The sequence below is a fragment of the Aeoliella fuhlenseeensis genome (assembly GCF_052161615.1).
GTDB lineage: Bacteria > Planctomycetota > Planctomycetia > Pirellulales > Lacipirellulaceae > Aeoliella.
Window position 1 is genome coordinate 4,875,430 of record NZ_CP197417.1, and the last position, 24,546, is coordinate 4,899,975.

20 protein-coding genes are annotated in these 24,546 nt (G+C 61.1%); 7 read left to right on the forward strand and 13 right to left on the reverse strand.

What is annotated here, in order from left to right; translation table 11 throughout:
* Positions 1–167: 167 nt before the first annotated feature.
* Positions 168–719: an STAS domain-containing protein gene (locus tag SH292x_RS19085; RefSeq protein ID WP_442482616.1), complete on the forward strand. Its 552-nt coding sequence runs from the start codon at positions 168–170 to the stop codon at positions 717–719.
* Here SH292x_RS19085 and SH292x_RS19090 read toward each other — a convergent pair.
* From SH292x_RS19090 to SH292x_RS19115, 6 genes are all read right to left on the reverse strand, one after another.
* Entirely contained in the window at positions 673–1,968 is a 1,296-nt protein-coding gene (locus SH292x_RS19090; protein WP_442482617.1) for a Gfo/Idh/MocA family protein, read from the reverse strand. The two genes, SH292x_RS19085 and SH292x_RS19090, sit on opposite strands and share 47 nt — an antisense overlap.
* Positions 1,969–2,112: 144 nt before the next feature.
* Positions 2,113–2,853, reverse strand: coding sequence for an LPS export ABC transporter ATP-binding protein (gene lptB / locus SH292x_RS19095; RefSeq protein ID WP_442482618.1), 741 nt, complete (start codon positions 2,851–2,853; stop codon positions 2,113–2,115).
* A gap of 129 nt (positions 2,854–2,982) precedes the next feature.
* A complete protein-coding gene (lepB, locus tag SH292x_RS19100; RefSeq protein WP_442482619.1) occupies positions 2,983–4,818 on the reverse strand; it encodes a signal peptidase I in 1,836 nt (611 codons plus the stop codon).
* 131 nt (positions 4,819–4,949) lie between these two features.
* Entirely contained in the window at positions 4,950–6,104 is a 1,155-nt protein-coding gene (locus SH292x_RS19105) for a S26 family signal peptidase (RefSeq protein WP_442482620.1), read from the reverse strand.
* Positions 6,082–7,332, reverse strand: coding sequence for a fibronectin type III domain-containing protein (locus tag SH292x_RS19110; protein ID WP_442482621.1), 1,251 nt, complete (start codon positions 7,330–7,332; stop codon positions 6,082–6,084). Before SH292x_RS19110 ends, SH292x_RS19105 begins: the two co-directional genes overlap by 23 nt.
* 174 nt (positions 7,333–7,506) lie before the next feature.
* A complete protein-coding gene (locus SH292x_RS19115) occupies positions 7,507–8,406 on the reverse strand; it encodes a hypothetical protein (RefSeq protein WP_442482622.1) in 900 nt (299 codons plus the stop codon).
* Between the two features lie 139 nt (positions 8,407–8,545).
* Here SH292x_RS19115 and SH292x_RS19120 point away from each other — a divergent pair, with 139 nt between their 5' ends.
* Positions 8,546–9,226 carry a YcxB family protein gene (locus tag SH292x_RS19120; RefSeq protein ID WP_442482623.1) on the forward strand — a complete coding sequence of 227 codons (681 nt, stop codon included), beginning with the start codon at positions 8,546–8,548 and terminating at the stop codon, positions 9,224–9,226.
* Here the strand turns inward: SH292x_RS19120 and feoB are convergent.
* From feoB to SH292x_RS19140, 4 genes are all read right to left on the reverse strand, one after another.
* Complete coding sequence (gene feoB, locus SH292x_RS19125; RefSeq protein ID WP_442482624.1) at positions 9,196–11,232, reverse strand: ferrous iron transport protein B; 2,037 nt, start codon at positions 11,230–11,232, stop codon at positions 9,196–9,198. The two genes, SH292x_RS19120 and feoB, sit on opposite strands and share 31 nt — an antisense overlap.
* 17 nt (positions 11,233–11,249) lie before the next feature.
* Positions 11,250–11,510 carry a FeoA family protein gene (locus SH292x_RS19130; RefSeq protein ID WP_442482625.1) on the reverse strand — a complete coding sequence of 87 codons (261 nt, stop codon included), beginning with the start codon at positions 11,508–11,510 and terminating at the stop codon, positions 11,250–11,252.
* Positions 11,511–11,957: 447 nt separating this feature from the next.
* On the reverse strand, positions 11,958–12,488 hold the full coding sequence (locus SH292x_RS19135; protein WP_442482626.1) for a helix-turn-helix domain-containing protein: 531 nt from the start codon (positions 12,486–12,488) through the stop codon (positions 11,958–11,960).
* Positions 12,489–13,120: 632 nt separating this feature from the next.
* Entirely contained in the window at positions 13,121–13,741 is a 621-nt protein-coding gene (locus tag SH292x_RS19140) for a glycosyltransferase family 2 protein (protein WP_442482627.1), read from the reverse strand.
* Between the two features lie 320 nt (positions 13,742–14,061).
* Between SH292x_RS19140 and hisI the strand changes: the two genes are divergently transcribed.
* Positions 14,062–14,469 (forward strand): phosphoribosyl-AMP cyclohydrolase, encoded by a 408-nt coding sequence (hisI, locus tag SH292x_RS19145; protein ID WP_442482628.1) that lies wholly within the window; start codon positions 14,062–14,064, stop codon positions 14,467–14,469.
* Positions 14,470–14,493: 24 nt separating this feature from the next.
* Complete coding sequence (locus tag SH292x_RS19150) at positions 14,494–14,955, forward strand: RidA family protein (protein ID WP_442482629.1); 462 nt, start codon at positions 14,494–14,496, stop codon at positions 14,953–14,955.
* Positions 14,956–14,958: 3 nt separating this feature from the next.
* Here the strand turns inward: SH292x_RS19150 and SH292x_RS19155 are convergent, their stop codons facing one another.
* Positions 14,959–16,275, reverse strand: a complete 1,317-nt coding sequence (locus SH292x_RS19155) for a hypothetical protein (protein WP_442482630.1) — start codon at positions 16,273–16,275, stop codon at positions 14,959–14,961.
* Between the two features lie 498 nt (positions 16,276–16,773).
* On the opposite strand from SH292x_RS19155, the gene SH292x_RS19160 reads away from it, so the two are divergent.
* On the forward strand, positions 16,774–17,976 hold the full coding sequence (locus tag SH292x_RS19160) for a sialidase family protein (protein WP_442482631.1): 1,203 nt from the start codon (positions 16,774–16,776) through the stop codon (positions 17,974–17,976).
* Between the two features lie 36 nt (positions 17,977–18,012).
* Here SH292x_RS19160 and SH292x_RS19165 read toward each other — a convergent pair whose 3' ends face one another.
* Entirely contained in the window at positions 18,013–19,485 is a 1,473-nt protein-coding gene (locus tag SH292x_RS19165) for a trypsin-like peptidase domain-containing protein (protein WP_442482632.1), read from the reverse strand.
* 584 nt (positions 19,486–20,069) lie between these two features.
* Between SH292x_RS19165 and metG the strand changes: the two genes are divergently transcribed.
* Entirely contained in the window at positions 20,070–22,157 is a 2,088-nt protein-coding gene (metG, locus tag SH292x_RS19170; RefSeq protein WP_442482633.1) for a methionine--tRNA ligase, read from the forward strand.
* A gap of 9 nt (positions 22,158–22,166) precedes the next feature.
* Here metG and SH292x_RS19175 read toward each other — a convergent pair whose 3' ends face one another.
* Complete coding sequence (locus SH292x_RS19175; protein ID WP_442482634.1) at positions 22,167–23,333, reverse strand: substrate-binding domain-containing protein; 1,167 nt, start codon at positions 23,331–23,333, stop codon at positions 22,167–22,169.
* Between the two features lie 267 nt (positions 23,334–23,600).
* Here SH292x_RS19175 and SH292x_RS19180 point away from each other — a divergent pair, with 267 nt between their 5' ends.
* The gene (locus SH292x_RS19180; protein WP_442482635.1) at positions 23,601–24,527 is read left to right on the forward strand and encodes a sugar phosphate isomerase/epimerase family protein; all 927 of its coding nucleotides are present in this window, start codon (positions 23,601–23,603) and stop codon (positions 24,525–24,527) included.
* Positions 24,528–24,546 lie beyond the last annotated feature (19 nt).

Genomic DNA, 24,546 nt, shown 5'->3' on the forward strand with positions numbered 1-24,546 from the left:
TTGTACCCATTTTTTCCCAACGATCTGATTCGCAACTTCCCAAAGAAGGTCAAAGCAAGCAAAAAGATCCTGGAAATCACACTTCGAAAGCGGTATCCTGCAGGTGGTGCACCGCAGTGGATTGGAACGCAATCTTCAGGTGGAGGGCCGTTGTGATGGAAGACCGCATGCTTTTGGGCAGGGCCCGTACGGGGTCGGTGATACGCATCGAAGGTCGAGCGACGATGCGGGAGAGCCCCGCCCTTCGCAGCGCCGCCGAAGCCGCACTCGCCTCTGGGGCGCTCGTCTGGGATCTCGCCGAGTGCGAGTACCTCGACAGCACCATGCTCGGCTGCTTGATCGGCGTGAGGAAACTCGCCGAACAACGTGGACGGCGAATGGACATCGTCGCTGATCGCTCGCAGCAGGTGAAACTCTTCAGCACATCGTCGCTGCACAAGTACTTCGACTTCGTCGACGAGTCACCCGCAATTCAGGGGATGTGGCTCGCCATCGAGCCGGACCGCGTCGACAACACCGAACTCAGCCGTCACGTACTCAAGTGTCACGAACGCTTAGCGGAACGAGGCGGCGAGGACGGCGAAGCGTTCCGCCGCGTGTGCGATCGCCTTTCGACCGAGATCGAGCAGCACGACATGGACCGCGCGCTCGCGGCAGCGGAGCGAGGCGAAGCTACACCTGCTGGGGCACCACGTACGGGTGACGGTACTCGCGAGTGAGCATCGCATTGGCCTCGGTATCGCCAACGAACTGCTCGCTCTTAGGATCGAACTGAAGCTGGCGTCCTACGCGGAAGGCGATGTTGCCCAGGTGTGCAATCGCGGAACTCGTGTGACCTGTCTCAATAGGTCCGTTGAGTTTCGAGGCATCCCGCGAGCGAACGGCGTCGAAAAAGTTGTCAAAATGCGCCTGCACCGGATCGCCCCACTTCCCGCTTGGGCCGGGCTCGCGGCGCTGACCCAGATACACTTGGTAGCTGTTGTAGTCGCTGACCGTCATGAAACCCTTGGAGCCGTAGAACAAATTGCCAACGTTCACTCCCTCTTCGCTATTCGTGCACCAAGGACGCACTTCGACTTCCAGCATCTTGTTGGAGCCCGCGTAACGGTAGAGAGCGCTCAGCACTTCGGGCGTTTCGCGATCGTCGTCCCACAGAAACTTGCCACCCATGGCGGTGACTTCGGTGGGGAGTCCTTCATCGAGACCCCAGAGGGCCATGTCGGTTTCGTGGACTCCTTGATTGCCGAGATCGCCGTTGCCGTAGTCCCAGTGCCAATGCCAGTCGTAATGCACGTAACGCGTCGAGAACGGGCGTTCGGCCGCGGGACCTTGCCACAGGTCCCAGTCGAGCGTGGCGGGAGCCGCGGCGTCGGGGCGCTTGCCCACCGAAGGCCGCCAGCGATAGATCACCGCGCGGGCCATGTAGACATCGCCGATCAAACCATCGCGAAGATGCTGCACTGCCTCTTGCAACACGGGGTTCGAGCGAAGCTGTACGCCGTGCTGCACGATGCGCTGGTAGCGATCGGCGGCCTCGACCATCTTGCGACCTTCGAACACATTGTGCGAGCCAGGCTTTTCGACGTAAGCGTCCTTCCCGGCCTGACACGCCCAAATAGCGGACAAGGCATGCCAGTGATTGGGTGTGGCGATCGCCACCACGTCGATGTCCTTGCGGTCGTACACGCGGCGGAGATCGGTCTCCGTGAGAACCTTGCGACCGTACTTCTTCTCGAACTCAGCCGCCCGCTGCGCGAGCAACTTGGCGTCGGGATCGCAGAGCAGTGCGACTTGCGCCCCGCGAACATTCTGAATCGCATCGATATGAACCTTGCCACGCCCGTTGACGCCGAGTACCGCGCAGCGAATGGTGCTGTTGACATCGGACTGAGCACGGGTGGCACCGGTGAGGGCAGTCGCAGCGAGCGTAGTGCCGGCGAGGAACGAACGACGATCCAAAGGACTCATGAGTAACCGCAGTATCAAGTGGAGGTAGAATCAAGGGAAATTGGCGGGCTAAACGATTATAGCCCTCCGCAATCGCCAATGGCCACGCTGAGGAGACACCCGTGCGGGAGGAAACGCTGGGCGTCGGCCCAGCGGACTGGACAGTTAGGCGGCCCCGAGGCTGACGTCCATGCCGTCGCCGAAGTAGTACTTGCGGGCTTCTTCGTTTTGCAAGACTTCGCGAGGCGTTCCATGGCACAGAACCTGGCCGTTGCGAACGACGTAGCTGCGATCGGTGATCTCCAGTGTTTCCCGTACCTGATGATCGGTGATCAGGATCGAGATGCCTCGCTCGCGAAGATCGCGGACGATGGCCTGAATGTTATCGATGGTCACAGGATCAATGCCCGTGAATGGCTCGTCGAGCAGGATGATTTTAGGGTTTGAAACCAGGCAGCGTGCAATCTCGAGTCGTCGGCGTTCGCCACCCGAGAGGCTCATCGCGCGACTCTTGCGAAGTTTCGTGATGCCGAACTGTTCGAGCAGGTCGTCGCATCGGCGACGGCGTGTGCGGCGGTCCATGCCCAGCATCTGCATCATGCCGATCAGATTTTGCTCGACGCTCAGCTTGCGGAACACGCTCGACTCTTGGGCGAGGTAGCCCATGCCACCATCGCGGGCACGGCGATACATGGGCCAGTCGGTTACCACGTGCCCGGCGAGGCGGACTTCGCCCGCGTCGGGTTCGACCATTCCGCAGGTCATGCGAAACGATGTGGTCTTACCAGCACCGTTAGGGCCAAGGAGCCCGACGATCTCGCCCGCGTGCACCTCGAAACCGACGCCATCCACCACGCGGCGACGACCGTACGATTTAACCAATCCTTTGGCTTGGAGGAGCGACATGATTCGAAAGTGGGCGATAGGCGGTGAGAGATCGGCAGTGAAGCGAGCCGTCTTGTACTCGATCCGCCGCTGCGAACCAACATCAGCCGATGAATGCTAGCAATGCCATCACGCGGGCGCCACGCTCGCTTACTCAATCCGCCGCATGTCCGTGAAGCTCGGGATTACGTAGTCCCAAGGATGGGGCCACACGACGCTGATCGCCCGACCCACCAGCAGTTGCCGCTCCAGGTAGTTGCCACCTGGTTTGTGGGCGTTGCCGTGGTTGGTGGGCTGAAGCTGATTCCACAGACGGGCGTCGCTCGACTGAGGGCTGTTGTCGCCCATGACGAAGAACTGGTCGGCGGCGATGGGGAATCGCTCTTCGTTTCGATTCGCAAACGCACGCCAAGCCGCGGGGTTCGAGAGCACATCTGGATCTGTGCCTGGTGGGAGGTCGGTGACGGCACTATTCACCACGTCGCGGGCCGCGATGTAGTAGATGTCGCGGTAGACGCGGAGGCGACTTAGCACCAGATCAGCATTCACCGCTCCCACGCGTGCGGGGGCGAGGTCGCCTGGATCCTCGTCCGAAGTCTGCGGCGTGGCGTCATGGCGAGGTCCAAATAGCGCGTCCCAGCTGTACTCCGTGGGGGCGTCGAACTTGACAACTTTGTCGTCCACCCACAGCAGCAACTGATCGTCGACGTTGGCGAACATGACGTGGTGCTTGCCCGTTCCGCTAACCGATGTGTTGGCCGTTGGTGCGAAGCCGGTGACGGGAGTCGCTTCGCCATGCTTGCGGATCGACAGCGTAGCCTTACCGGTCGCGAGGTCGATCGTAGCGCGGAACTTGTTGCCTGCTTCGACGAGTTCCAACAGCAAGTCGCCGGCGTCGGATTTCGCTTCCACATCCACTTCGACGTAGAGATCGCCAACCCAGTGAAGCCCCTGGTACTCGCTAGGCACGACGAAAGGATTGTCGGGATCCTTCGTGGCATAGTAGCGAACCATGTTCGGTGTGATCCGCGTGTTGTACGGATTGAAGTCGCTAATGAGTTCGCGCTGGGGGGGTGGTAGAGTCTCGCCCCGTTCGATGCTTGGCCAAACCGCGTCGGTCGGTGGGGTGTGGACGTAGCTCAGCCAGTGCTCCCCCTCGCCCGACACGCTGTACGATTGCTTAAGCCGATTGCCCACGGTCGACTCATCCACCTTCCAGCCGTCACCTGAATCCCACCGCAAGGGCCAGCCGGCTTCGCGGAGGTTCGCCGGATCACGATCGGTATCATGGACCGCTTCGCGCATGGCGTAGAGGGTTCGCGGGGGACGTCGTGTGATAGTGAACTCCTCTTCGGCATCGGGCATGACGAACAGATCGCCGCCGAAGATCTTGAGCGTCTCTTCAGGCAACCCGACGAGACGTTTGATGTAGTTGTCCGTGGCGTTCCCCGGGTACTTGAACACCACCACGTCCCATCGTTCCGGTTCAGCAAACGAATAGAGGAACTTGTTGACGATGATCCGATCGCCGCTGTAGCTTCGCTCGTTGCGAGACATGTCGGGCACATGGGCCTCGCGGGGCAGGCGAACCTTACGAGTAATAGCGTCGTCGTAGGCCATCGTGTATCGGCACATGGGGCACATGCCGCCAATGCACTCGTCGTCAGCTACCTGGCCGCGAATCTGGGCCGTCACCGACGCGTTCACGCGGTAACGCTCGCCGCACTGCGGGCAATCGAGGTCTTTGTGAACCCCCATCAGCGCGGGCGACATCGAGCCGGTTGGAATCACGAATGGCTCGACGATGAATGTCCGCGCAATGAACGCCAGAATGAACGCCGTGGCCAGCGCTTCGAACGTCTCGCGGGCCGCGCTGTGCGAGGGGTGGAGCGGCGCTACGGGTTTGGCGGGCTTGGCGGGTTCGTCCTTGCGGCCGACCGGGAGAGGAATGCTACCGGACGACTTTGGTTTGTTCTTCTTCGCCATCGATTTTCCCGTCAAAGTCAGCCGAACAGCGTCGACCGCCGTGGTTGTAGATGCAATTTGGTACCGCAAATCTATTCGTTCGCGGCGAGGGAATCTAGGCGAGAATCGCCCGCGTTTGGTGCAGAATTCGGCTATTTCACGCCAATTGGCGTGCCAATTAGCAGTTCCCGAGGCAATGCGTGACCCGGCCAACTTCGACAATCGTCGGACACCGCCTGATTGTCGCCGGCCACAAAATAGTGCCCCGCTCCCAACCGCATGCCCTCGGCGGGCCATCGATCGACGGGGCGGGTGTAGTAGTAAATGTCGCGCCACACGGTGAGGTCGCGGACTTCGACCTGTCCCTCGGCAAGTAGCGACAACCGCGGCGGTCCACTCCACGGACCGGAATGCGGCTCGCTCCACACCACGTTGCCGTCGATCGCCAGCATCACCTGCTGATCGAACAGCGACCACACGGCGGAGCACTCGCCAGGTTCGCGAATGGTGCGAGATAAGCGCTGGCCATTTGGAAACTTGGTGACGAACGTCAACGTGGCCTTGGGTTCGAGAGTCAGGTCGCAGGTCACCATCAAGTCGGTGACTTCGTGCGGCGTGGCGGGAAGGGTTTGGTTGGTGGCGAGTTCGTCGGTGACGGGAGAAGCGTTTGCGGGCGAGAAGGTCAAACTGGTGGATGGACCCCTGTGGTGCCAGGCCGGACTTGGGGACCATTGCCAGCTGGTTTTGTCTTCGCTGGACCATTGCCGAAGTGCATTGCGTTCTTCGTGCACGAGCTGACGCACTCGCATCTGGTCTTCGAACGATTTACGAGCGATTTTGCCATCGATCAACAGATCGCCACGATCGAAGTCGACGTGCTCCCCAGGCAACGCGAGCACGCGTTTGATGCAGAGGCTTGTTGCCTCGACGGGCGAGCGTGCAACGACGATGGCGTAGCGATCGGGGTTCGCGACCGCAACACCAGCTCGATCGATCCACATCCGCTCGCCGGGTTCGATAAACTTCACCTTACTTGCAAACCGCTCGCCGCAATCGGGGCACCAGAACTGGTGGCTCCGTGGAATCTGATCGTCGGCCACTTCGAACGACCGTTCGCAGCGCGGGCAGGCGACGTCGGCGTGGGCTCCGAGTAGCGCGGGGGCCATCGAGCTCCCTTCGATCCGCGTGGGCATAACGACGCCCATCACCACGAACGTTTCGATCGCCACCATAGCCACGGCGACGACCACGATGGTCCGCAGCCAAGCGTAGAGCAGGGGGCGGCTAGTTGGTGACGCGTTTCTCATCGTTGGCACTATCGGGCCGAGGTCGGACGGGGCGGGTGAATTCGTCGAACACTTTGCCCCCCTGCAACACAACGCGGCAATCCATACGGTCTTTGTGAAACACTAGCAGGTGCACGTGATGTTGCGCACTGCAGTGCTCCGCCGTGTCACGCAGGTACCAGCGGTTGGTCTTCGGCGTCCGCTGGCCGACGCCGAGGCCACCTTCACCAATATATACCACACCGGCCGAATCGACCTGCATGTTGCGAATCGGCGGCGTTCGCTTGATGTTATGCCCATCGGCTTCGCACGCCAAATCGAGCTGGTATTCTTCGAACAATGGGACCCAGTGCGAGAGCGCCCCGCTCGGAATCTTCACGGCAGGAAACGCCGGCTTGTGGTACTGGGCGAGGTACCACCGATGTTGCCAGCGCTCGGCGGCCAGCTCGTCGGCGAGCCACTCTTGTTGATCGCCGCCGGTAGAGATCTCGGTGTTTAGCGTAGCGATGCGAACCTCGGGGCCGAGATTGATGGCGTAGTAGTTTTCATCGCGGTCGGGGAAGGCAAACACCTGGTTGAAGATCGGTCCGCCATCGTGATTGCCACGCGTGGGAATGATGGGGAGAAGCCGACCATCGCGGGTGGTGGTCAGTTCGTGGTTATCGAGCCACTCCAGCCACTGGACCAGCTCCTTGCCATCGGCGATGTAGTCGCCACCGTGGGCCAGGGCCACGATGTCAGGCCGCCCCGCGGCGGTTTGCTCTTCGACCATTCGGGCCATCATGCGATTCATGTCCTTGCGAGTGTCGGTGCCCGACCGGCTGTCGCCCCCGAACAGAATCGCGAAGGGCTGATCTTCGGCGAAGGCCGTAACGAACGTGAACTCGCGCGACGCCTGGCCATCGGTGTCACAAACAAGCCGGTACGTTGTGTTGGGTTTGAGCGAAGTGAGCGTCGTGTGATGGAAGTGGGGCACTGGTTTGCCGTCGGGGAGCTTGCCATCGAACTTGTCGTTCTGCTGGCATTCGACGGTCGTCCAGTCGTCGGCACCTTCGGCGCGGAGCTTCACCTGGCTCTTCTTGCCGGGATCGGTGGTGGTCCAGGAGACGATGGCCGAAGTCGCGGGATCGGTGTGCCAGATCGCGCGGACATGACGCGGCACGGTGTCGGCTGCCGCCGCAAAAGCGGCCGTCGCCACGAATAAGCAGAGTGCGCCAACAGAAGTCTTTCGCAGTACCTGCTTTGACATTGGTAGTAAATTCATCTGCCTGTCTTGCGTGAGTGATCTACAACATTACGTTAGAACGCGACGTGGTAGGAAAGTGAAGTAGTTGAGCAGGAGGAAACGGAGGGAACAGAGAGACATACCGCAACGTGATCTATGGTTGCGCCTTTTTTTGCCCGCGAGTGCTCGCGAATGCTCCTAACCTTTGTGCAATTGCGGGCGTTGAACTTCCTTCAACACGGAGGGTTTCATGGCGACTCGCCATGCCAGAAACAGCACGAGCGGCAAGCTCCAGTGGGAGCTGCGAACGGCGAATTCGTACCAGCCCGTATCCCAGCGGAGCACCACGATGCGGGCGATGGCGGTGATCAGCCCCCATGCGGCCATGTAGGCTACCACGCCGCGCCATCGCCGCGTGACCACCAGCACGGCGAGCATTAGATCGATGATGCCAATCGTGAGCAGGATGTTCTGGGCAATGGATTCGGGCAGGCGGACACCAAGCAAGTTGCGCGCGGCCATGATCAACATGTCGAGGAACGAGCCGCGTTGCTGCATCGCCTCGAGCCCGTGGGCCGCGAAGGTGAGGGACAGCCCCACACGCATCAACCATTCGCTAGGTGGAGTGATCGCGATGCCGAGGAGGGTTCGGTATTTGGACCAATGGACGACCATGAGCACCAGCGGCGCGACGATCCTGGCGGCCGACGCGAAGAACGGAAATAGCGGCGCGAACGAGTCGCCCGCCGATCGCAGAGGGCCATCGCCAAGCGCGGTAACATCGAGCGGAAAGCCATCGTGCGTCTGCCACTCGGCCGCGGCGATGACAACTTGGAATACGAACACGCCCGCGAGCACGACGCGCGAAGGACGAATGATGGTCGACACCGCGGCAATCGCCAGCAGCGCACCCACCACGCGGACGATTATCGTGGCAACCGCTTCGCCAAGCCCAAGCCCGCCAACGTCGCCAGGCTCCCACAGCCAACTCATCAACGGCGACTCGCCATACCAGCCGACCATCCACGCGTAGCCAGCGCATTGCAAGGCGATGCCAACACGCAGAATCCAATCGATAAGCCGATGGTCGGTGGACACGGGGCGGGAGCCTGAAATGGCGAGGCGGGCGGGGGGCGTGACGTCAGTCTACCAGAAGCAGATGAGTATGGGAATTTCGACGACGCACGGGCTGGACTGCTATCATGAAAACTTCACACAACTTTTTAGACATAACGCGATGTCCGAACTCCAGAATCCCTTCGCCGCCAGCACGCCGCTCGACCACAGCGTTGCGGAGAGCGACATCCCGCTGCTCGAACCGCCGCAGAGCGTGCGATTCGCTCACACCGCCGAGTCGATCGCCGCGTTCTGGTCGCATCGCACCCACTCGTCGGCATCGGACAAGCGGACGCGACGGAACAACTTGATGACGGCTGGAGGGCTCGTGCTGGTCGCTCCACTACTACTATTGATCTACTCGGTAATGGGCAATATCCCACTAGTGGTTGGCACACTTGCCCTCGGATACGCGGTTACGATTGCGTGGTGGTTTCTTCGTTCGCTACGCCGAACGGTGATCGATGAAGCGCTTCTACGCGAGGCAGGACGTCTCGTGAACGAAGGTCCCAACGATCAAATGAAAGGCGAGCGGACGATGACGCTTGAGCAAGAGGGCGTTCGTCAGCAACTGAGGCACGGCGAGTCGTTCCTGCGATGGGAGGGCTACGAACGCATCGAGCACACCGACCACCACGCGTTCTTTTATGAGTCGAGCATGACGGCTGTCGTTGTGCCGCGGAGTGCGTTTGGTTCGCAGTCGCAGTTTCTCGGGTTCGTGCGTCTCGCGCAACGACTGTGGAACAAGCATCGCAAGAGGAGCGACGCCGATCAGCCGAGTCCAAAGGCCGACGCGGTTTGATAGGTCACCAGCGCGGCGGTGTAGGCGAGCACCGACATGTAGCCGAGTTGGAACAGGGCCCACTTCCAACTACCGGTCTCGCGCTTGGTGATGACCTGCGTGGGCAGGCATTGCATGGCGAGGACGTAGAACACCAGCAAACTAAAGCACGCCGCCATTGTGAACACGGGCGAGCCATCGGGGTGGGTCGAGGCAGCGAGCTGGGCGGTGAGCCGAGATCGATGTTCGTCGTCTGCCCCCTCCTCGCCCATGCCGTAAAGTACCGACAGGGTCGATACAATGACTTCGCGAGCGGCGAACGAGGTGACAATGCCGATGCTCATCTTCCAATCGAACCCAAGCGGGGCGAACACCGGCTCGATCGCTTTACCAACCCGCCCAGCGACCGAACGCTGCAGCGAGTACTCGGCCAGCAAGTTCTCGGCGGCCGCGGTATCGCCGGCGGACTCTAGTTGCTCGACGCTTGCTTGCTGCTCGGGCAAAAGGTCTTCGAAAGATGTCTTCGGATACGTCGCTGCCACCCAAAGGACGAAGGTGATCAAGAGAATCGTCGTGCCGGCATTCTTGATGAACACCATGGCGCGGTCGTAGGTTTGCAGCAAGGCGTTGCGTAGCGATGGCAGGCGGTAGTTGGGAAGCTCGATCACCAGTGGCCGCGCCTCGCCTGGGAGGATGGTTCGCTTGAAGAGCCACGCCATGACGAGCGCCGCAACAATGCCCAGAGCATACGCCCCCGTAAAGACCACGGCGGCCATCAACAAATTATTCGCAAACAACAGGGCGATCACCAAGGCATACACGGGCAGGCGGGCCGAGCAGGTCATCAGCGGCAGCACCAGAATCGTGACCAATCGGTCGCGGCGGTCCTCGATCACTCGGGTCGACATGATCGCCGGGATGGCACATGCGTGGGCCGACAGCATCGGCACAAACGCTTTGCCCGGCAGACCAACGCGCTGCATCAAGCGGTCCATCACAAACGCCGCCCGGGCCAGGTAGCCCGAGTCTTCCAGCAGCGCGAGCAAGAAGAACAACAGGCATATCTGGGGCAAGAACACCAGCATGCCACCCACCCCACCGACCACGCCATCGGCGAGCAGGCTTTGCAGGTCGCCCTCGGGGAGCCAGCGATTGAGCAGTTCCGCCGCCCCGCCGACGAGCATCTCGATCCACTCCATCGGGAACGAGGCAAGGACGAACAGCGTCAGAAAGGTGAGAAACATCACCGAGGCGAACGCCACCAAGCCGACCACCGGATGCGTCAGCACGCGGTCAATCTTTTCGGTGGTCTTACCCATCGTGACCGAAGGGTCGCCCGCCGCGCGGCGAGCCACCGACTCGGCCCAGTCGTAGCGCTGCGAGAAGGCGCAGCCGCTGCAGCCCGAGCACTCGCACTGCGTTTCGACCGGTGGACTGACGGGTGCGCCGAGCAGGCTCTCCATTGCTGTGTGGAGTTCGCCAAGGCCTTCGCCGGTGCGAGCGGAAACGGGGAGCACTCGGCAGCCGAGGTCTTTGCTGAGCTGGGCGAGATCGATCTTCACGCCGTGCTTCGCGGCGAGGTCGATCATGTTGAGTGCCACCAACATCGGCCGGCCCGTCGACTGGCTGGCCTCGATCGTCTGGCTGGCGAGGAACAAATTGCGTTCGAGATTCGTGGCGTCGATCACCAGCACCATCGCGTCGGGCTTCGCGGGCCCGGTGCCCATGATGATGTCGCGGGCCACGCGTTCGTCGGGTGTGGTGGCGTCGAGGCTGTAGAGGCCCGGCAGGTCGACGACTTCCACCGTGCGGGTGGCGAGCCGCGCGCGGCCCCGGCGATGCTCGACCGTTGTGCCAGCGAAGTTAGCGGTGTGAGCGCGAAGGCCCGTGAGTCGATTGAAGAGCGAGGTCTTTCCCGAATTGGGATTGCCAACGAGTGCAATGACGGAGATCGCACCACCACTCGATGGCGCACTACCTACCATAGGAAGCGAACTGTCCGCGGCGGGAGGGGTGGCGGTGCTCATCGCGTTGCGAACTCGCTTCAGGCGGCGGCCGGTGGGAGGCATTCGAGTTCGACGTAAACCGTCTCGGCCAGCCGAGCCGACATACCGACACGCGAACCGACCACGCACACAATCAGCGGATCGCCCGACTGAACCAGCGACAACTTACGCCCGATGCAAACGCCCATCGCCTTGAGTCGTGCGGTGTCGTCGCACTCGGCTTCGACGCGCGAAACGCGGAACACGCCGCCCACAGGGGCGGCGGAAAGGGGCGACAGCGAGATTTTATCGGCGGGCATGGCTTCACTCGACCATTACTAATGAGACTCGGTCTCAACTCAACCCTTAATCGTACCGGTCGACCTGGGCGGGCGACAAGACCCAAAGTGCGATCGCGGGCGATAATCGGCAGACGATAGGAGGCCGGATGTCCGAAGCCAAGCTCAATCTCGAGCCGGCGTGGCATGAATGTCCGCCGAATGGGGGAGGGCGCGATGCGCCAGATAAGAGTAGCCGGATTCACAGCAGTTCCGGGGACCGTTAGGCCCTCGAATTCTGGCGAATCCGGCTACGGCTAGGGAGCGGGGGAGAGATAAGAAGAACGGTCGGTTGGAGCGGTGCCGTATCGATGAGTGCAAGGAATCACAACCGACCGCCCTTGTCACACGGGGGGTCGGAAAAGCGAGTGCCACACGAGGCGCAGGAACACAGATGCTTGTGGCACTCGCTAAAGTGCCGCAACAGGCTTAGCGGAGCGCGTCTTGGATGAACGTGTCGGAGATGGGTCGCTCGGCGATGCGGCCAACTTCGTCCTGGGTGCGCCGCTGGCCCACAGTGTGCCAGGCGGTGACGTCTTTGAGCTCGGGCATGACTTCAAGCAGCTGCTCGACGAGCATCAGGGCCATGCGTTCGACACCCTTCTCCTTCGAGCTTTCACGGATGGCCTGAGCCGTTTTCATGATCCGAAGCAGCCGGGCCCTGGTCAGCACGGGGCTGGAGAGGGGTGCGTCGGAATCGACCAATAAATTGGCCAGTGGTACTTCGAGGGCCTTTTGCCACGCCACGAGCTGCGACAGCGACAGGTCGGTCGAGGGGTCTTCCTGCTGCCGAACTTGTTCGGCGGTGAGGCCCAGCTTGCGAGTGATGCTCCGCACCGAGACGCCCTGCTGACGGCGTACTTCGGCGATGCGATGGTGGGGTCCGCCTCGTTTGCTGTTGGAGATTGACACCGGTGCCTCGCTGGTTGTGGTGGTGTCCCAGTTTTCAGCAACACTCATTTTGGTTGCCTCCTTCTTCTGTTCCCGAGAAGGTTTTCTTCCCGACTAGGTTTCAAGCACTTCCCGAGCCGAAACGCTCGGGCCCTGGTCTCCGGTGGGTTGGTAGCAATGATTCGCCTGCATCGTGCAGCGAGATCGCGCCGTAGCCCACGAGCAGCCCCAACTGGTACGCACCACAATGAGAACGGGACGCACAAAATCCCAAAGAAGCACCAAAAGGGTGGTGCAAGCAAAGCCATGCGTCTCTTAGTTCCGCCTGATGTGGCACAGCCCGTTCCGAGGCTGCGTATGCCGACGACCGCGTGCCCGGCATGAGCTTCTTGCGGTAGTAGTCTCGCACCCTGCGAGACAGCGAGTTAGTTCCTCAGAACTCCCTCACTGCTCCAATACTACGTAGCGAAAATAAGTGTGGCAATCACGATAAGAAGGGTCGACGACCCGCGGAAAAACAGGGCGTATCCGCTTCGTTCAATAATGAGACGTAGCGATTCGCGCCGCAGCTATCGAGTGTGGAATTGTGCGGCGCGCGAGCAAGCTGGCTGTTGCGAAATCGGGCACGAAAAAATTTCTAGAATTTTTCTACGCCGCAAGCAATTTGTTGGCCAAATTCGGGGAACCGTAGCACTTTTTGGCTATTCGCCCAGCGCGAAGTTCGCCAAGGCACCCATGAAGTTGGGGCGGGGCAGCGGCGGAATCACCCCGACGCCCTTGCGACGCTCGCGATCGCGACGCGTCAATTGCCGATCGGCCGATTCGATGGGCGTCACCAGCAGACGCTGGAACCCAGCGAGCCGTGCGTGCGCGGCGGCCATCGAGCCGTGCATCGCCGAGACGAATCGCAGGTCGTCGATCGACACGGGCTCCTTCGTTTTCGCAGCGGCCACGGTGGTGACTGGCGAGAACGAGGCTGCCCGCGATTGCTCGGCGAACCAGAGCTGCCGGATCTGGAGGGCATCGATCCTCGATGCACCGTCGTGAACCAGCACAAAGTCGCCCGCCACCTTGGCCCGCAATGCTTCGATTGCTTGGCCCAACCCGCGCCGTTCTGCATGACGCAGGACATGCACCTGGGGGTAGCGGAGCGACAACTCGGCCGCCGTGTCGTACGTATCGTCGATCGACCCATCGTCGACGATAAACAGCCTAACGCGTCCAGCCAGTTCACCCGCAACTTCGAGGACCTCGGTTACGTCGCGCGACAGCGTTGCCTCGGCATTGTAAACGGGCAGCACTACGGTGAGATTACGAGTCACGGGAGGGTCTCCTGCTTCAGGATGGGAAGGAGAGTGGAACGGGCGGGAGCGAAGGCGGGGGCAGCACTCGCCAACTCGGGAGGGCGGGCGTGTGCTGCTCTCCCATGCTATCGGAGACCCAATGAACACGATTTCACGCAGCCCGAAAAACCTCGGATTGAACGACGCTTGACGCGTGCGCGGGTGCTGCCGGTCGGACCCGATGTCCGGTATGGCCGGTCGCTGGGCAAGGGTCGTAGGGCCTGCGCCGCCGCTAGTTGGGCGGAGCCTCGTCAGGTATGCTCGAAGCCAGAAGAATCGAACCCTCACGCCTCCCCGTTATGTCCGAATCCACCCAACCCGAAGCCATCAGCCCCGACTTCCAGAAGTCGGATGGTTTGGTGCCCGTGGTGGTGCAGGAAGTGGGCACCGGACTGGTGCTGATGCTGGCCTACATGAATCGCGAGGCGTACGACGAGACGCTCGCCACCGGCCAAGCCGTGTACTTCAGCCGCAGCCGTGGCGGACTCTGGCGCAAGGGCGAATCGAGCGGCAACGTGCAGCATGTCCGCAGCGTCCGCATCGACTGCGATCGCGACACCCTGCTGCTCGAAGTCGAACAAGTCGGCGGTGCCGCGTGCCACGAGGGCTACCCGAGCTGCTTCTTCCGCGAAATCACTCCTGAGGGATCGCGGGTCGTTGCCGAGCGGGTGTTCGATCCCCAACAAGTCTACAAGAAACCAGAATAAGCAGCGTTCACTAAGGAAATCACGATGGACTACCAAGCCAAATTCGAATCGCTCGGCCTCGAACTCCCCCCTGCCCCCAAGGCGATCGGCCTCTACAAGCCGGTGATCGTCGTGGGCAACTTGGCCTACACTTCGGGACACGGTCCGCTAAAGTCCGACAAGACGCTGATCACTGGCCGTGTGGGAGACGTGCTGAGCGTCCAGGAAGGCCACAACGCCGCTCGCCAAACCGGCCTCGCCACCATCGCCACGCTGATCGCCCACTTTGGTTCGCTCAACAAGATTGCCCGCCTCGTGAAGACCTTCGGCCTGGTGCACGCCACGCCCGAGTTCACCGACCACCCTGCTGTGATCAATGGCTTTAGCGAACTGATGCGTGACATTTTCGGCGAGGATTGCGGCATCGCCGCCCGCAGTGCCGTGGGTGCGGCATCGCTGCCCGCTGGGATGTCGGTCGAGGTCGAAGCCGTATTCGAGCTGGCTTAAGGACTACAGCTCGACCACTTGCGGCTCGATATCGAGTTCCGAGGGGGCGACGATCGTCAGCGAGTCGCCGTTATGGAAAATCGTGCAGCCCGGCCCGTGACTAGCCGCTTTGGCGAGTCCCGCCTCGAGCCGGCCCAGCACATCTTTGCTGCCCACGGCCCGGCGTGTGTCGGTGAGCGAGCACAATAGGTCGGCCATCAGATCCTCTTCCCCCTGACGGAACGTGGTGCTCGCCACGCGTTGGCGGATGCGCTCGCAACGTTCGCTGGCCGTGTGCTCGTCGTCGCCAGCGAGGGTGAGGGCAAGTTGTCCCTCGGGATCGGTAAACATCGCCTGGCCGGTGGCAAGTTCCGAGGCCACCAGCGAGGCAATTCCCCGCAGCAAGTCTTCTGCACTGCCTTCGGCGACGCCTGCCGCCGGTTTCATCGCGAGTTTCGCAACAACAAGCGGCTGGTCTTCGGCCCGTTCGCCGATCTCTTGGTCCAAAAGAGCCATCATCGAATCGAGCCCCCCCATCACTCGGTTGGCGACGGCTTCGGTCGTGGGGAGATCACTTGTCTGGGCTTCGGTTGCTTTGGCTTCGGTTGCTTTGGCTTCGGTTGCTTTGGCTTCGGTTGGTGGGGCTTCGGTCGATGGGGCTTCAGTCGATTGGCTTGCACTCCTAGGAGACTCACTCACGGGGCTTTCGCCCAGGGGAGCATCATCGCCGAGCGTGTATTCGATCACGGCGGCGGTTTGCGTAAGTTGATCGGACGACGCCAACAGCATCTGTCGGACCTTCTCGATGTCCTGCTCGGTGGCGAGACCTTCGATCTCGATGTTCACTCGGCGGACTTCGGCACTGTGGTCTTGCAGTTTCTGGCGTAGCAACGGATCGCCAGCACTCGATGCCGCCGCGTCGGCCACGTTGAGCGACTGAATCGCCTCGGCCGTGCATTCGAGGTACTCGGTGTTGGCGACCTTCATCTCGCCCGCACAATCGTCAATCGTTCCGCGATCTTCGGCGGCCGAGGCGAGCTTCACGCTCACCTGCTCAAGTTTCGCCTTGAACTCGCCCAGCCCGGCGAGAATCGTCGCGACGTTTTGAGGGTTCGGTGGGACAGGCGCAGAGGTGTCGGCCTCGAGCGTTGGCTTATTCTGAATTGTCGATTGTGCCACCGGGCTCAGCGCGTCGGACAACGTCAGGCCGAGCACTTCGTCGTCATCGTCCTCGGCATCGTACGACAAAGGGGTAATGCCCGGGCACACGCCGAAGTACACGCCAAGGACGTACCCCGCGCTGAGATTCAGCAACGCCATGAAAGCGATGAACGCGACCATCGACACCCACACTCGTTCAGGAACGTAGCCCCACGGATCGCCCCCGATCAGGGGCCGTCGTCAAAGTTACGTTACCAGCAAGGTGCGGCTGAAACGGGTGCGCCGGATGTGGTTACTCGCAGCCGATTGTGACGCGATTTGGCTTTGTAACGAATGTGCGAGCCGGTCTACATCCTAAATGGTTCGCAGAATCCCAAAGACCCGGAAGCGAACTCCAGATTTACCACGCGGTCCCTTAGAGCTGCTCGGCAAACTACGTAAACCGCGAGTGACACCCCAAGCATCTCGGCTTGGGAGAACCTGACATAAAGCTGCAGAAAAGCGACGTCGGTTGGAGACGGATGGAGTGTTCGTGGTATTCGGGGCGGCGTTTCTCGTCCTAGTTTTCGAACCACTTCTTCGTAGGGCATGGAGCGCCCAAATATAATACGACTCGTCATGCCTTCCCTCTTGTAGGGAGGGTCCTTCGGCCAGCTGCCCTCATCGCCTATCCATGCCATGACTCAATTGCCGAACGCTATTTCACTGGCGGTGCCGCACTCACGCCGTCAGTTCGTCGGACGAATCGCCGCCGGCGCCGCTGCCCTCGCCCTGCCCCGCTGCATGGCGACTGCCACCAGCGTTAAGACTCCCAAAGCTGTCATCCAGGACACTCGCGTCATTAGCTGGGAAAAGGACAAGTACCATGGATGGCCAACGCTCACTCGCCGTGACGATGGCGAACTGCTTCTGGCCTACTCCGGGCGAGAGGAACATGCTTGCCCGTTCGGACGCCTGGAGCTAATGCGGTCGAAGGACAATGGCCAGACCTGGAGCTGGCCCCAAGTGATTTACGATAGTCCCATTGATGATCGCGATGGAGGCATCGTCGAGACCGCGAAGGGCTCGCTGCTGATCACGACCATCACGAACGATCAATGGGAAGAAGAACTCGACCAGGAACCTCAAACCAAGGATGACGATCGTCTAAAGCGATGGCGGGCCGTCCGCGATCGCGTTTCCACCGAAAAACGGCAGTCGGAGATGGGCTGCTACATGCTCCGTTCCACGGACGGCGGCGTGACATGGTCCGCGCGGCAGCGCATTCCGCTTCACAGTCCGCACGGGCCAACTCAATTGCGCGACGGACGGCTAATTTTCCCTGGCATCGTTCGGTATTTGCCCCAGAAGAGAATGGGAGTCCTGGAGTCCACTGACGATGGTGCGACTTGGAACTGGCTGGCCGACATCCCCACCCGCCGGGGAGACCAATTCATGGAGGGCGATCGCTTCAACTACATCGAGCTGCACGCGCTCGAATGCAAGGACGGAAAGATCGTTTGTCATATCCGCAATCGCAACAAAACCGACGAAGGCGAGACCCTCCAAACCGAATCGACCGACGGCGGACGAACTTGGACCGAACCACATTCCATCGGAGTGTGGGGTTCGCCATCCCACCTGTTGCAACTGAACGATGGGCGAATCTTGATGACCTATGGCCATCGGCGGAAACCGTATGGAAATCAGGCTCGCGTCAGTGCGGATGAAGGAGCGACCTGGAGCGAACCTATGATCCTATCCGGCGACGGCAAGGGATTCGATCTCGGATACCCGTCGACCGTGCAGCTCAAGGATGGCTCACTTGTCACTGTTTGGTACGAGAAAATCGCTGCCAGTCCTCGTGCGCAGTTGCGACAAGCTCGATGGAGGATCGCTTAAGCTTGGTGCGGGCGATAGGGCCGGACGGATAAATTGCTACCGGTGCATCGTCCGCAATTGCTCGACGAACTCGGGCGAGACGCGGCCGAGCTGGATCACTTCGCTGTTGCCCGAGTCGTCGCGGGGGCGAACGATCACCACCACTTCCGACTCGCTAGCACGACGCGCGATTTCGCCGAGGGCCGCCCGTTCGGCGGGAGACATTCCCTGGCCCGAAGGCGAGCCCGCGACGGGCGGTGCTGGCATCGAGTCCATCGGTGGGAAGGCTTGGCTCGGCAAGCTATTCGGTGGCGAAGCTACAGGTGGCTGGCTAGGAAAAGTGGAGTCAGGATCCTGACCGCGAAACTCCACACCGGGCTGCGACATCGGTGGCAATGGGGTCAGAGCGTTACCTTCGCCAGCGTAGTAAGCGGGCGTAGCGGTCTGAGCAATGGCTTCGCCGCCGCGATAGAGTCGTTGCAAACCCACCTTATCGAGCTCGGCATGGATCGACGGCAGCGACGAGTACAAACCTTCGTCCCCTTCGTTGTCAGCGGCGAAGCAAACACCCACGAGCTCGCCCTTGGCATTGAACAATCCACCGCCGCTACGACCTTGCACTGGCGCGCCAGCCGCTTCGATGTTCGGAGCACCGTGATAGCGATCGAGCGCCGTAACGCGGCTACTGCGCACCGTCGGGTCAGCCCCGCGGTCGCAGCCGACACTCCACACGCGGTCGTTCACGTTCTCGACCAACTGCGAGGCGACGGGGGCTTTCTTCACCGGTCCGGTGGGGCGAAAACTCACTAACGCGACGTCACGATCGAGGTCGTGGTGAATCAATTGACCCCGCGAACGCTCGGTCACGCGAAGTCCTTCGGCGGTGACGCCGAACTGCTCGATAATGATCTCGCCCTTCTCGGCTTCGCCGCGGAATAGGTGGCCGCAGGTGACAATCAGGGCGTCCTGCTGAAGGGTGTCGATAATGGTGCCAGTGCCGTACGACTTGCCAGTGGCATCGCTCACCGTGAGGCGAACACTGCACTCCAGCAGTTGGCGGGCCATCCCGTCGGTCGGCGGAAGCTGGCCCGCGGGCTCGGTGTGTTGGGTATGATTGAGCGGACGTGGGGGAAGTGCGGGTGCCGCGTGCGACTGTCCGGCCCATCGTGCGGAAGCCGCCGGCTGAGTAGGAGTAACTCCCGCAGCGGCGAACATCTGAGCGATTGTGTTACCGTCGCCACCGAGCTGGCGAGTGAGTTCCTTCCCGTCCGCGACCATCATCAGGCAGGGGACTCGACTCACGCTGTACTGCGAAGCCATTGCCGGGTGAACAGAGATGTCGATCTGGCGGATCGGATAGCCTTGTTGCTCGAATTGGGCGAGCGTCGGCTTAAGTTGTTGACACGGGCCGCATGAGGGGCTTGAGAACACCCACAATTCGGTCTTTGCCGAAGCGGTCGACGCCGCGAACGTGGCGGCCAGAAAAAGAATGGCGAACAGACGAGTGGGTGTAGACCAGTATCGAGACATCGGTTCCCTCCTTGGAATCCGTGTTTATTCCGCCTTCACTCTGCCCGGGGTCGGGCAGGCAAGCTTCGCCTTGCATCCTGCGAGGCACTCGGCTTGCATCTATTGAGCATCAACGGCTGGGTAGTGCGTGCCGGGCGAGCAATCGGGTCGTCCGGCTGTCGGGCGGGCACTGTCGCCGACTTTAACGAATCTCACAAGATCATTCTGAAACCACCCCTGCTAGCATTGCGATGGGTTCGAACGCTCAAAGCTCCGTAGCGATTGGGAGCCTCTTGTTAACCACAGAGTGCACAGAGCTCACGGGGAAAAAAACGCGTTTTACCTGCTAAACAGTGTCAAATCCCTAGTTGCCGATTAGTGAAGATTAGCGCAGATTAGTGTTCCAAAAATCCTCCTCCGTGCCCTCTGTGCTCTCCGTGGTAAGTGCTTTGAGGTGAACCCGGTGGCTTGGGTCCGCCTCGTGGTTTTCGGAAACTCGCGGTACAATCGCGGGACGCTAGCACGCACGATTTGAAGGCGTGTTCAGCTTTGTTCCCATGCACCACCGGCCTTACGGCCGCCGCTCGCCTGAAGCTGCTTCACCTATGCCGACGCGTCGAATCCTTGTTACCTCCGCCCTGCCCTACGCCAACGGACCGATCCACATCGGGCACCTGGTCGAGTACCTGCAGACCGACATTTGGGTGCGGTTTCAGAAGCTCCGTGGCCACGACTGTCGGTACTTCTGCGCCGACGACACCCACGGCACGGCAATCATGATCTCGGCCAAGAAAGCCGGCGTCAGCGAGGAGGAGTTCATCGCCCGCGTCAGCCTCGAGCACCAGCGCGATTTCGGCGATTTCGGCATCGAGTTCGACAACTACGGCAGCACCAACAGCCCCGAGAATCGCGAGCTGTGTAATCAGATTTGGAAGTCGATCCGCGACGCCGGACTGGTGAAAGAACAGGATGTCGAGCAGCTCTACGACACCAAGGCCAACACGTTCCTCGCCGATCGCTTTGTTCGTGGCACTTGCCCCAAGTGCAGTTCGAAAGACCAACCCGGCGACAACTGTAGCGTCTGTGGCACCACCTACACGCCGGCCGATTTGATCGACCCCGTCAGCACGCTCAGCGGCACCACGCCTGAAGTGCGCCAGGCGATGCACCTATTTATTGAGCTCGAAAAGCTGCATGGCTTTCTCGACGAATGGACGCAGAACTCCGGGGCCTTGCAGCCCGAGATTGCCAACTATCTGCGTGGCCACTTCCTGGGCGAGAAGGATAAACCCGAGCCGCTGCGTGACTGGGACATTAGCCGCCCTGCCCCGTACTTTGGTTTCGAGATTCCCGATTCGCCGGGCAACTACTGGTACGTATGGTTCGACGCCCCGATTGGCTACATGGCCTCGACCAAGCAGTGGTGCGACCGCGTGGGCGAGAAGCTCGATGATTGGTGGAAGTCGGAGGATTGCGAAATCCACCACTTCATTGGCAAGGACATCACCTACTTCCACACGCTGTTCTGGCCCGGGATGCTCAAGACGGCCGGCTACTCGCTGCCGACCAAGGTGCACATTCACGGCTTTCTGACCGTCGATGGCGAGAAGATGTCGAAGAGCAAAGGGACGTTCGTCGCCGCGCGAACCTACCTCGACCACCTCAATCCGTCGTACCTGCGTTACTTCTACGCGTCGAAACTCTCCAGCAAAGTCGACGACATCGACCTGTCGATCGACGAATTCATCGCCAAAGTGAACACCGACCTGGTTAATAAGGTCGTCAACTTGGCGAGCCGGAGTGCGAAGTTCGTCGAGACGACGGGGCTATCGAAGAAGTATCCCGACGATGGCGGACTGTTCGAAGCGGGTGCCAAGGCGGGTGAAGAAATCGCCGAGGCCTACGACGCCTGCGACTACAGCAAAGCCATGAGACTGATCATGGCCCTCGCCGACCGTGCGAATCCGTACGTCGAAGAAAACAAACCGTGGGAGCTCCGCAAGGATGCCTCGCAAGCTGCGCGGATGCAGGATGTCTGCACCGTAGCACTTAACCTGTTCCGCCAGATCGTGGTGTACCTCGCCCCCGTGCTTCCCCAGCTCGCTGAGCAGACGGGCGAGCTTTTGGGCGAGCCCATCACTCGCTGGGATCAATCGCAAACCCCGCTCGCCGGTACGCCGGTCGGCAAGTTCCAACACATGATGCAACGCGTCGAAGCCACAAAGGTCCACGCCATGATTGAAGATTCGAAGATCGAAACCGAAGCTGCTGCAACTCCAGGGGCCGCTCCGGGGACTGACGCCCCCGGCTCAAGTGATAAATGGAACGACTCGGGGGACGCCCTGGCGGCCGAGCCTCTGGCGGACGAGTGCACGTTCGACGATTTCCTGAAGGTCGACCTTCGCGTGGCTCGCGTCGTGGAAGCCGAAATGGTGCCCGAGGCGCGGAAGCTACTGAAGCTCAAGCTGTCGCTCGGCGGCGGGGTCTACAAGCAGGTGTTCGCCGGCATCAAAGCAGCCTACGAACCCGAAAAACTCATCGGCCGCCAGATCGTGTGCGTGGCGAACCTCGCCCCGCGCCAGATGAAGTTCGGCTTGTCCGAAGGCATGGTCGTCGCCAGCGGCCCCGGCGGCGAAGAAGTTTTTGTGCTTTCGCCCGACGACGGAGCCAAAGTGGGCCAGCGGGTCCACTAAGCCGAAAGGTTACTCGTCCCGGAAGCGCCGGCGGTACTCCGTCGCCGTCACACCGTGATGCTTGCGGAACACTTCGCAGAAGTACTTTGCCTCGGCAAAGCCCGAGCGGTCGGCGATGGTGGATACCGGATACTCGGTCTCGGTAAGCAGGAGCCGCGCACGGCTTAGCTTCACGCGGGTGATCTCGGCTTTAATGGTTCGGCCGAGCGTCTTCTTAAACCGCCGCTCGAGCGTGCTGGGGGCCTGCGCCGCGCGGGCGACCACCTGGCTCGCGCGAATGCCCTGCGTGGCGTGCTCGCGGATGTAGCGAATCGCGTCTGCCACATCGGCGTCGTCGATCGCAAGCATTTCGGTCGACCGCCTTGCAGCGATGCCGCGGGGTGGGCCGAGGAACGTCGTCATCTGCGAGGGCTTCTCGCCCCGCATGAGCCTGCCGAGCAACTCAGCGGCCGCGAATCCAATGCGGCTGGGGTTCACGTCGATGCTCGATAGCGGCGGCGTGCAGAGGTTGCACAGGTGCGGATCGTTGTCGACGCTAATCACGGCCACATCGTCGGGCACCGACAAATCGGCGCGGCGGCACGCGTCGAGCACCTGCTGCCCGCGGTCGTCGTGGCAGGTCATGATGCCCACCGGCTTGGGGAGCCCGCTGAGCCACATGGCGATCTCTTGCTGCTGCTCTTCCCACGTCGGCGCGTGCTGTTTTTGCTGCTCGCCAAGCCACGTGTGGCAGGGCTGGCCATCGCGAACTACGAGCTCGGCGAAGAAGTCGTGGCGGTTGTCCTGGTGCGGATTCTGGCCGCGAGGCGTGCCACAGAACGCAAAATGGCGAAGCCCCAGGTTCTGCAAGTGCTCGTAGGCGAGCTCGGCGACGGGGCGATTGTCGACCCCGATGAAAGGGATGCCCAGATTCGGCAGTGCTCCGCGAAGATCCACGGCCGGGATCCCCGTCGCCAGAATGGTATCGGCCATGCTCTGGCTGTTGATCCGGGCGAGGATTCCGTCTCCCTTCCAGGTCGAAATCCACTCGGGCGGGGGGTCGCCGATGCCACGCGGTTCAAAGTAAATCGACCATGGCCCATGCTCTTGCTGGTACCTGGCAACCCCACGGAGCAATCCGCGGGCGTATTCGCGCGATGTTTCGATCAACAGCGCGACGTGGGGAATTGAGGACATCACGAACCGCCTGTGAATGGTCAGCAACCGAGTCGGATTCCGACGAACGCCCACCGTTCGGTCGCCCCTTGCTATGTTTAAAGCTAGGATACCGGAAAAAACTCATCATGACGACTATCTTCTCGGTAGTCGATTCCGGAAATGCGGATTGAATTCGGTTAACCCACCAGCCACCTTGTAGTTACTACTGGTCCCCCCGCGCCCCAACTGGCCACTGCACGTGGCGTTTCGCTCGCGGTCACTTCCCCGCTGTAGGAGTGCTTCTAGATGTCCCCCAACTCCTCGAACCTCCCGGCTGACAAATCACTTCTCGATCGTCGCCAGATGCTCTACGGCACGGCGGCGCTGGCGGCGGGCGCGATGTTGCCCGCTCAAGTAGGCAGCGCTGCCGAGCCCCGCGTGAAGAAGGCACCCATCGTGGCGTTCACGAAGTTCGTGCAGTCACTGGGCTACGAAGAGCTGGGCGAGCGGATCGCCGCCATCGGCTTCGACGGCATCGAATCGACCGTTCGCAATGGAGGGCACGTCGATCCTGCGCAGGTCGAGGTCGATTTGCCCAAACACGTCGAAGCGGTTCGCAAAGCGGGCATCGACGTGACTATCATTACCACAGATGTCCTCGGCACCGATCAGCCGCTCACGGAGAAAGTGCTCCGCACGGCGGCCGACCTTGGCATCAAGCAGTACCGCATGGGCTTCTATCGGTACGACCTTCGTCGGAGCGTGATGGATCAACTCAACGAAATCCGCCCGCGCCTCCGCGACCTCGCCGCTCTCAACCGCGACTTAGGTTTGAACGCCGTGTATCAGAATCACTCGGGCAGCAATTTCGTCGGCGCTCCGATTTGGGACGTCCACTACCTGCTCGAAGGAATTCCGCGCGAAGAGATCGGCATCGCCTTCGACATTCGTCACGCGACGGTCGAGGGTGGTTTGTCGTGGCCCTTGCAGTACGACCTGATGAAGCCCCACGTGGGTGCCGTGTTCGTCAAAGACTTCCAATGGAAGGGCCGTAACGCCGAGCACGTCCCGCTCGGTAAAGGCCGCGTCGATCCCAAGTTTTTTGCGATGCACGAGAAGTCGGGCATCGAATGTCCCTACTCGATTCATGTCGAGTACTTGCAGCGCGCGGATGCCGAGGCCAACCTCGCAGCCCTCGCCACGGATCTCAAGCAACTCAAGAGCTGGCTGTGATCATCACGGCGGCTCGTGG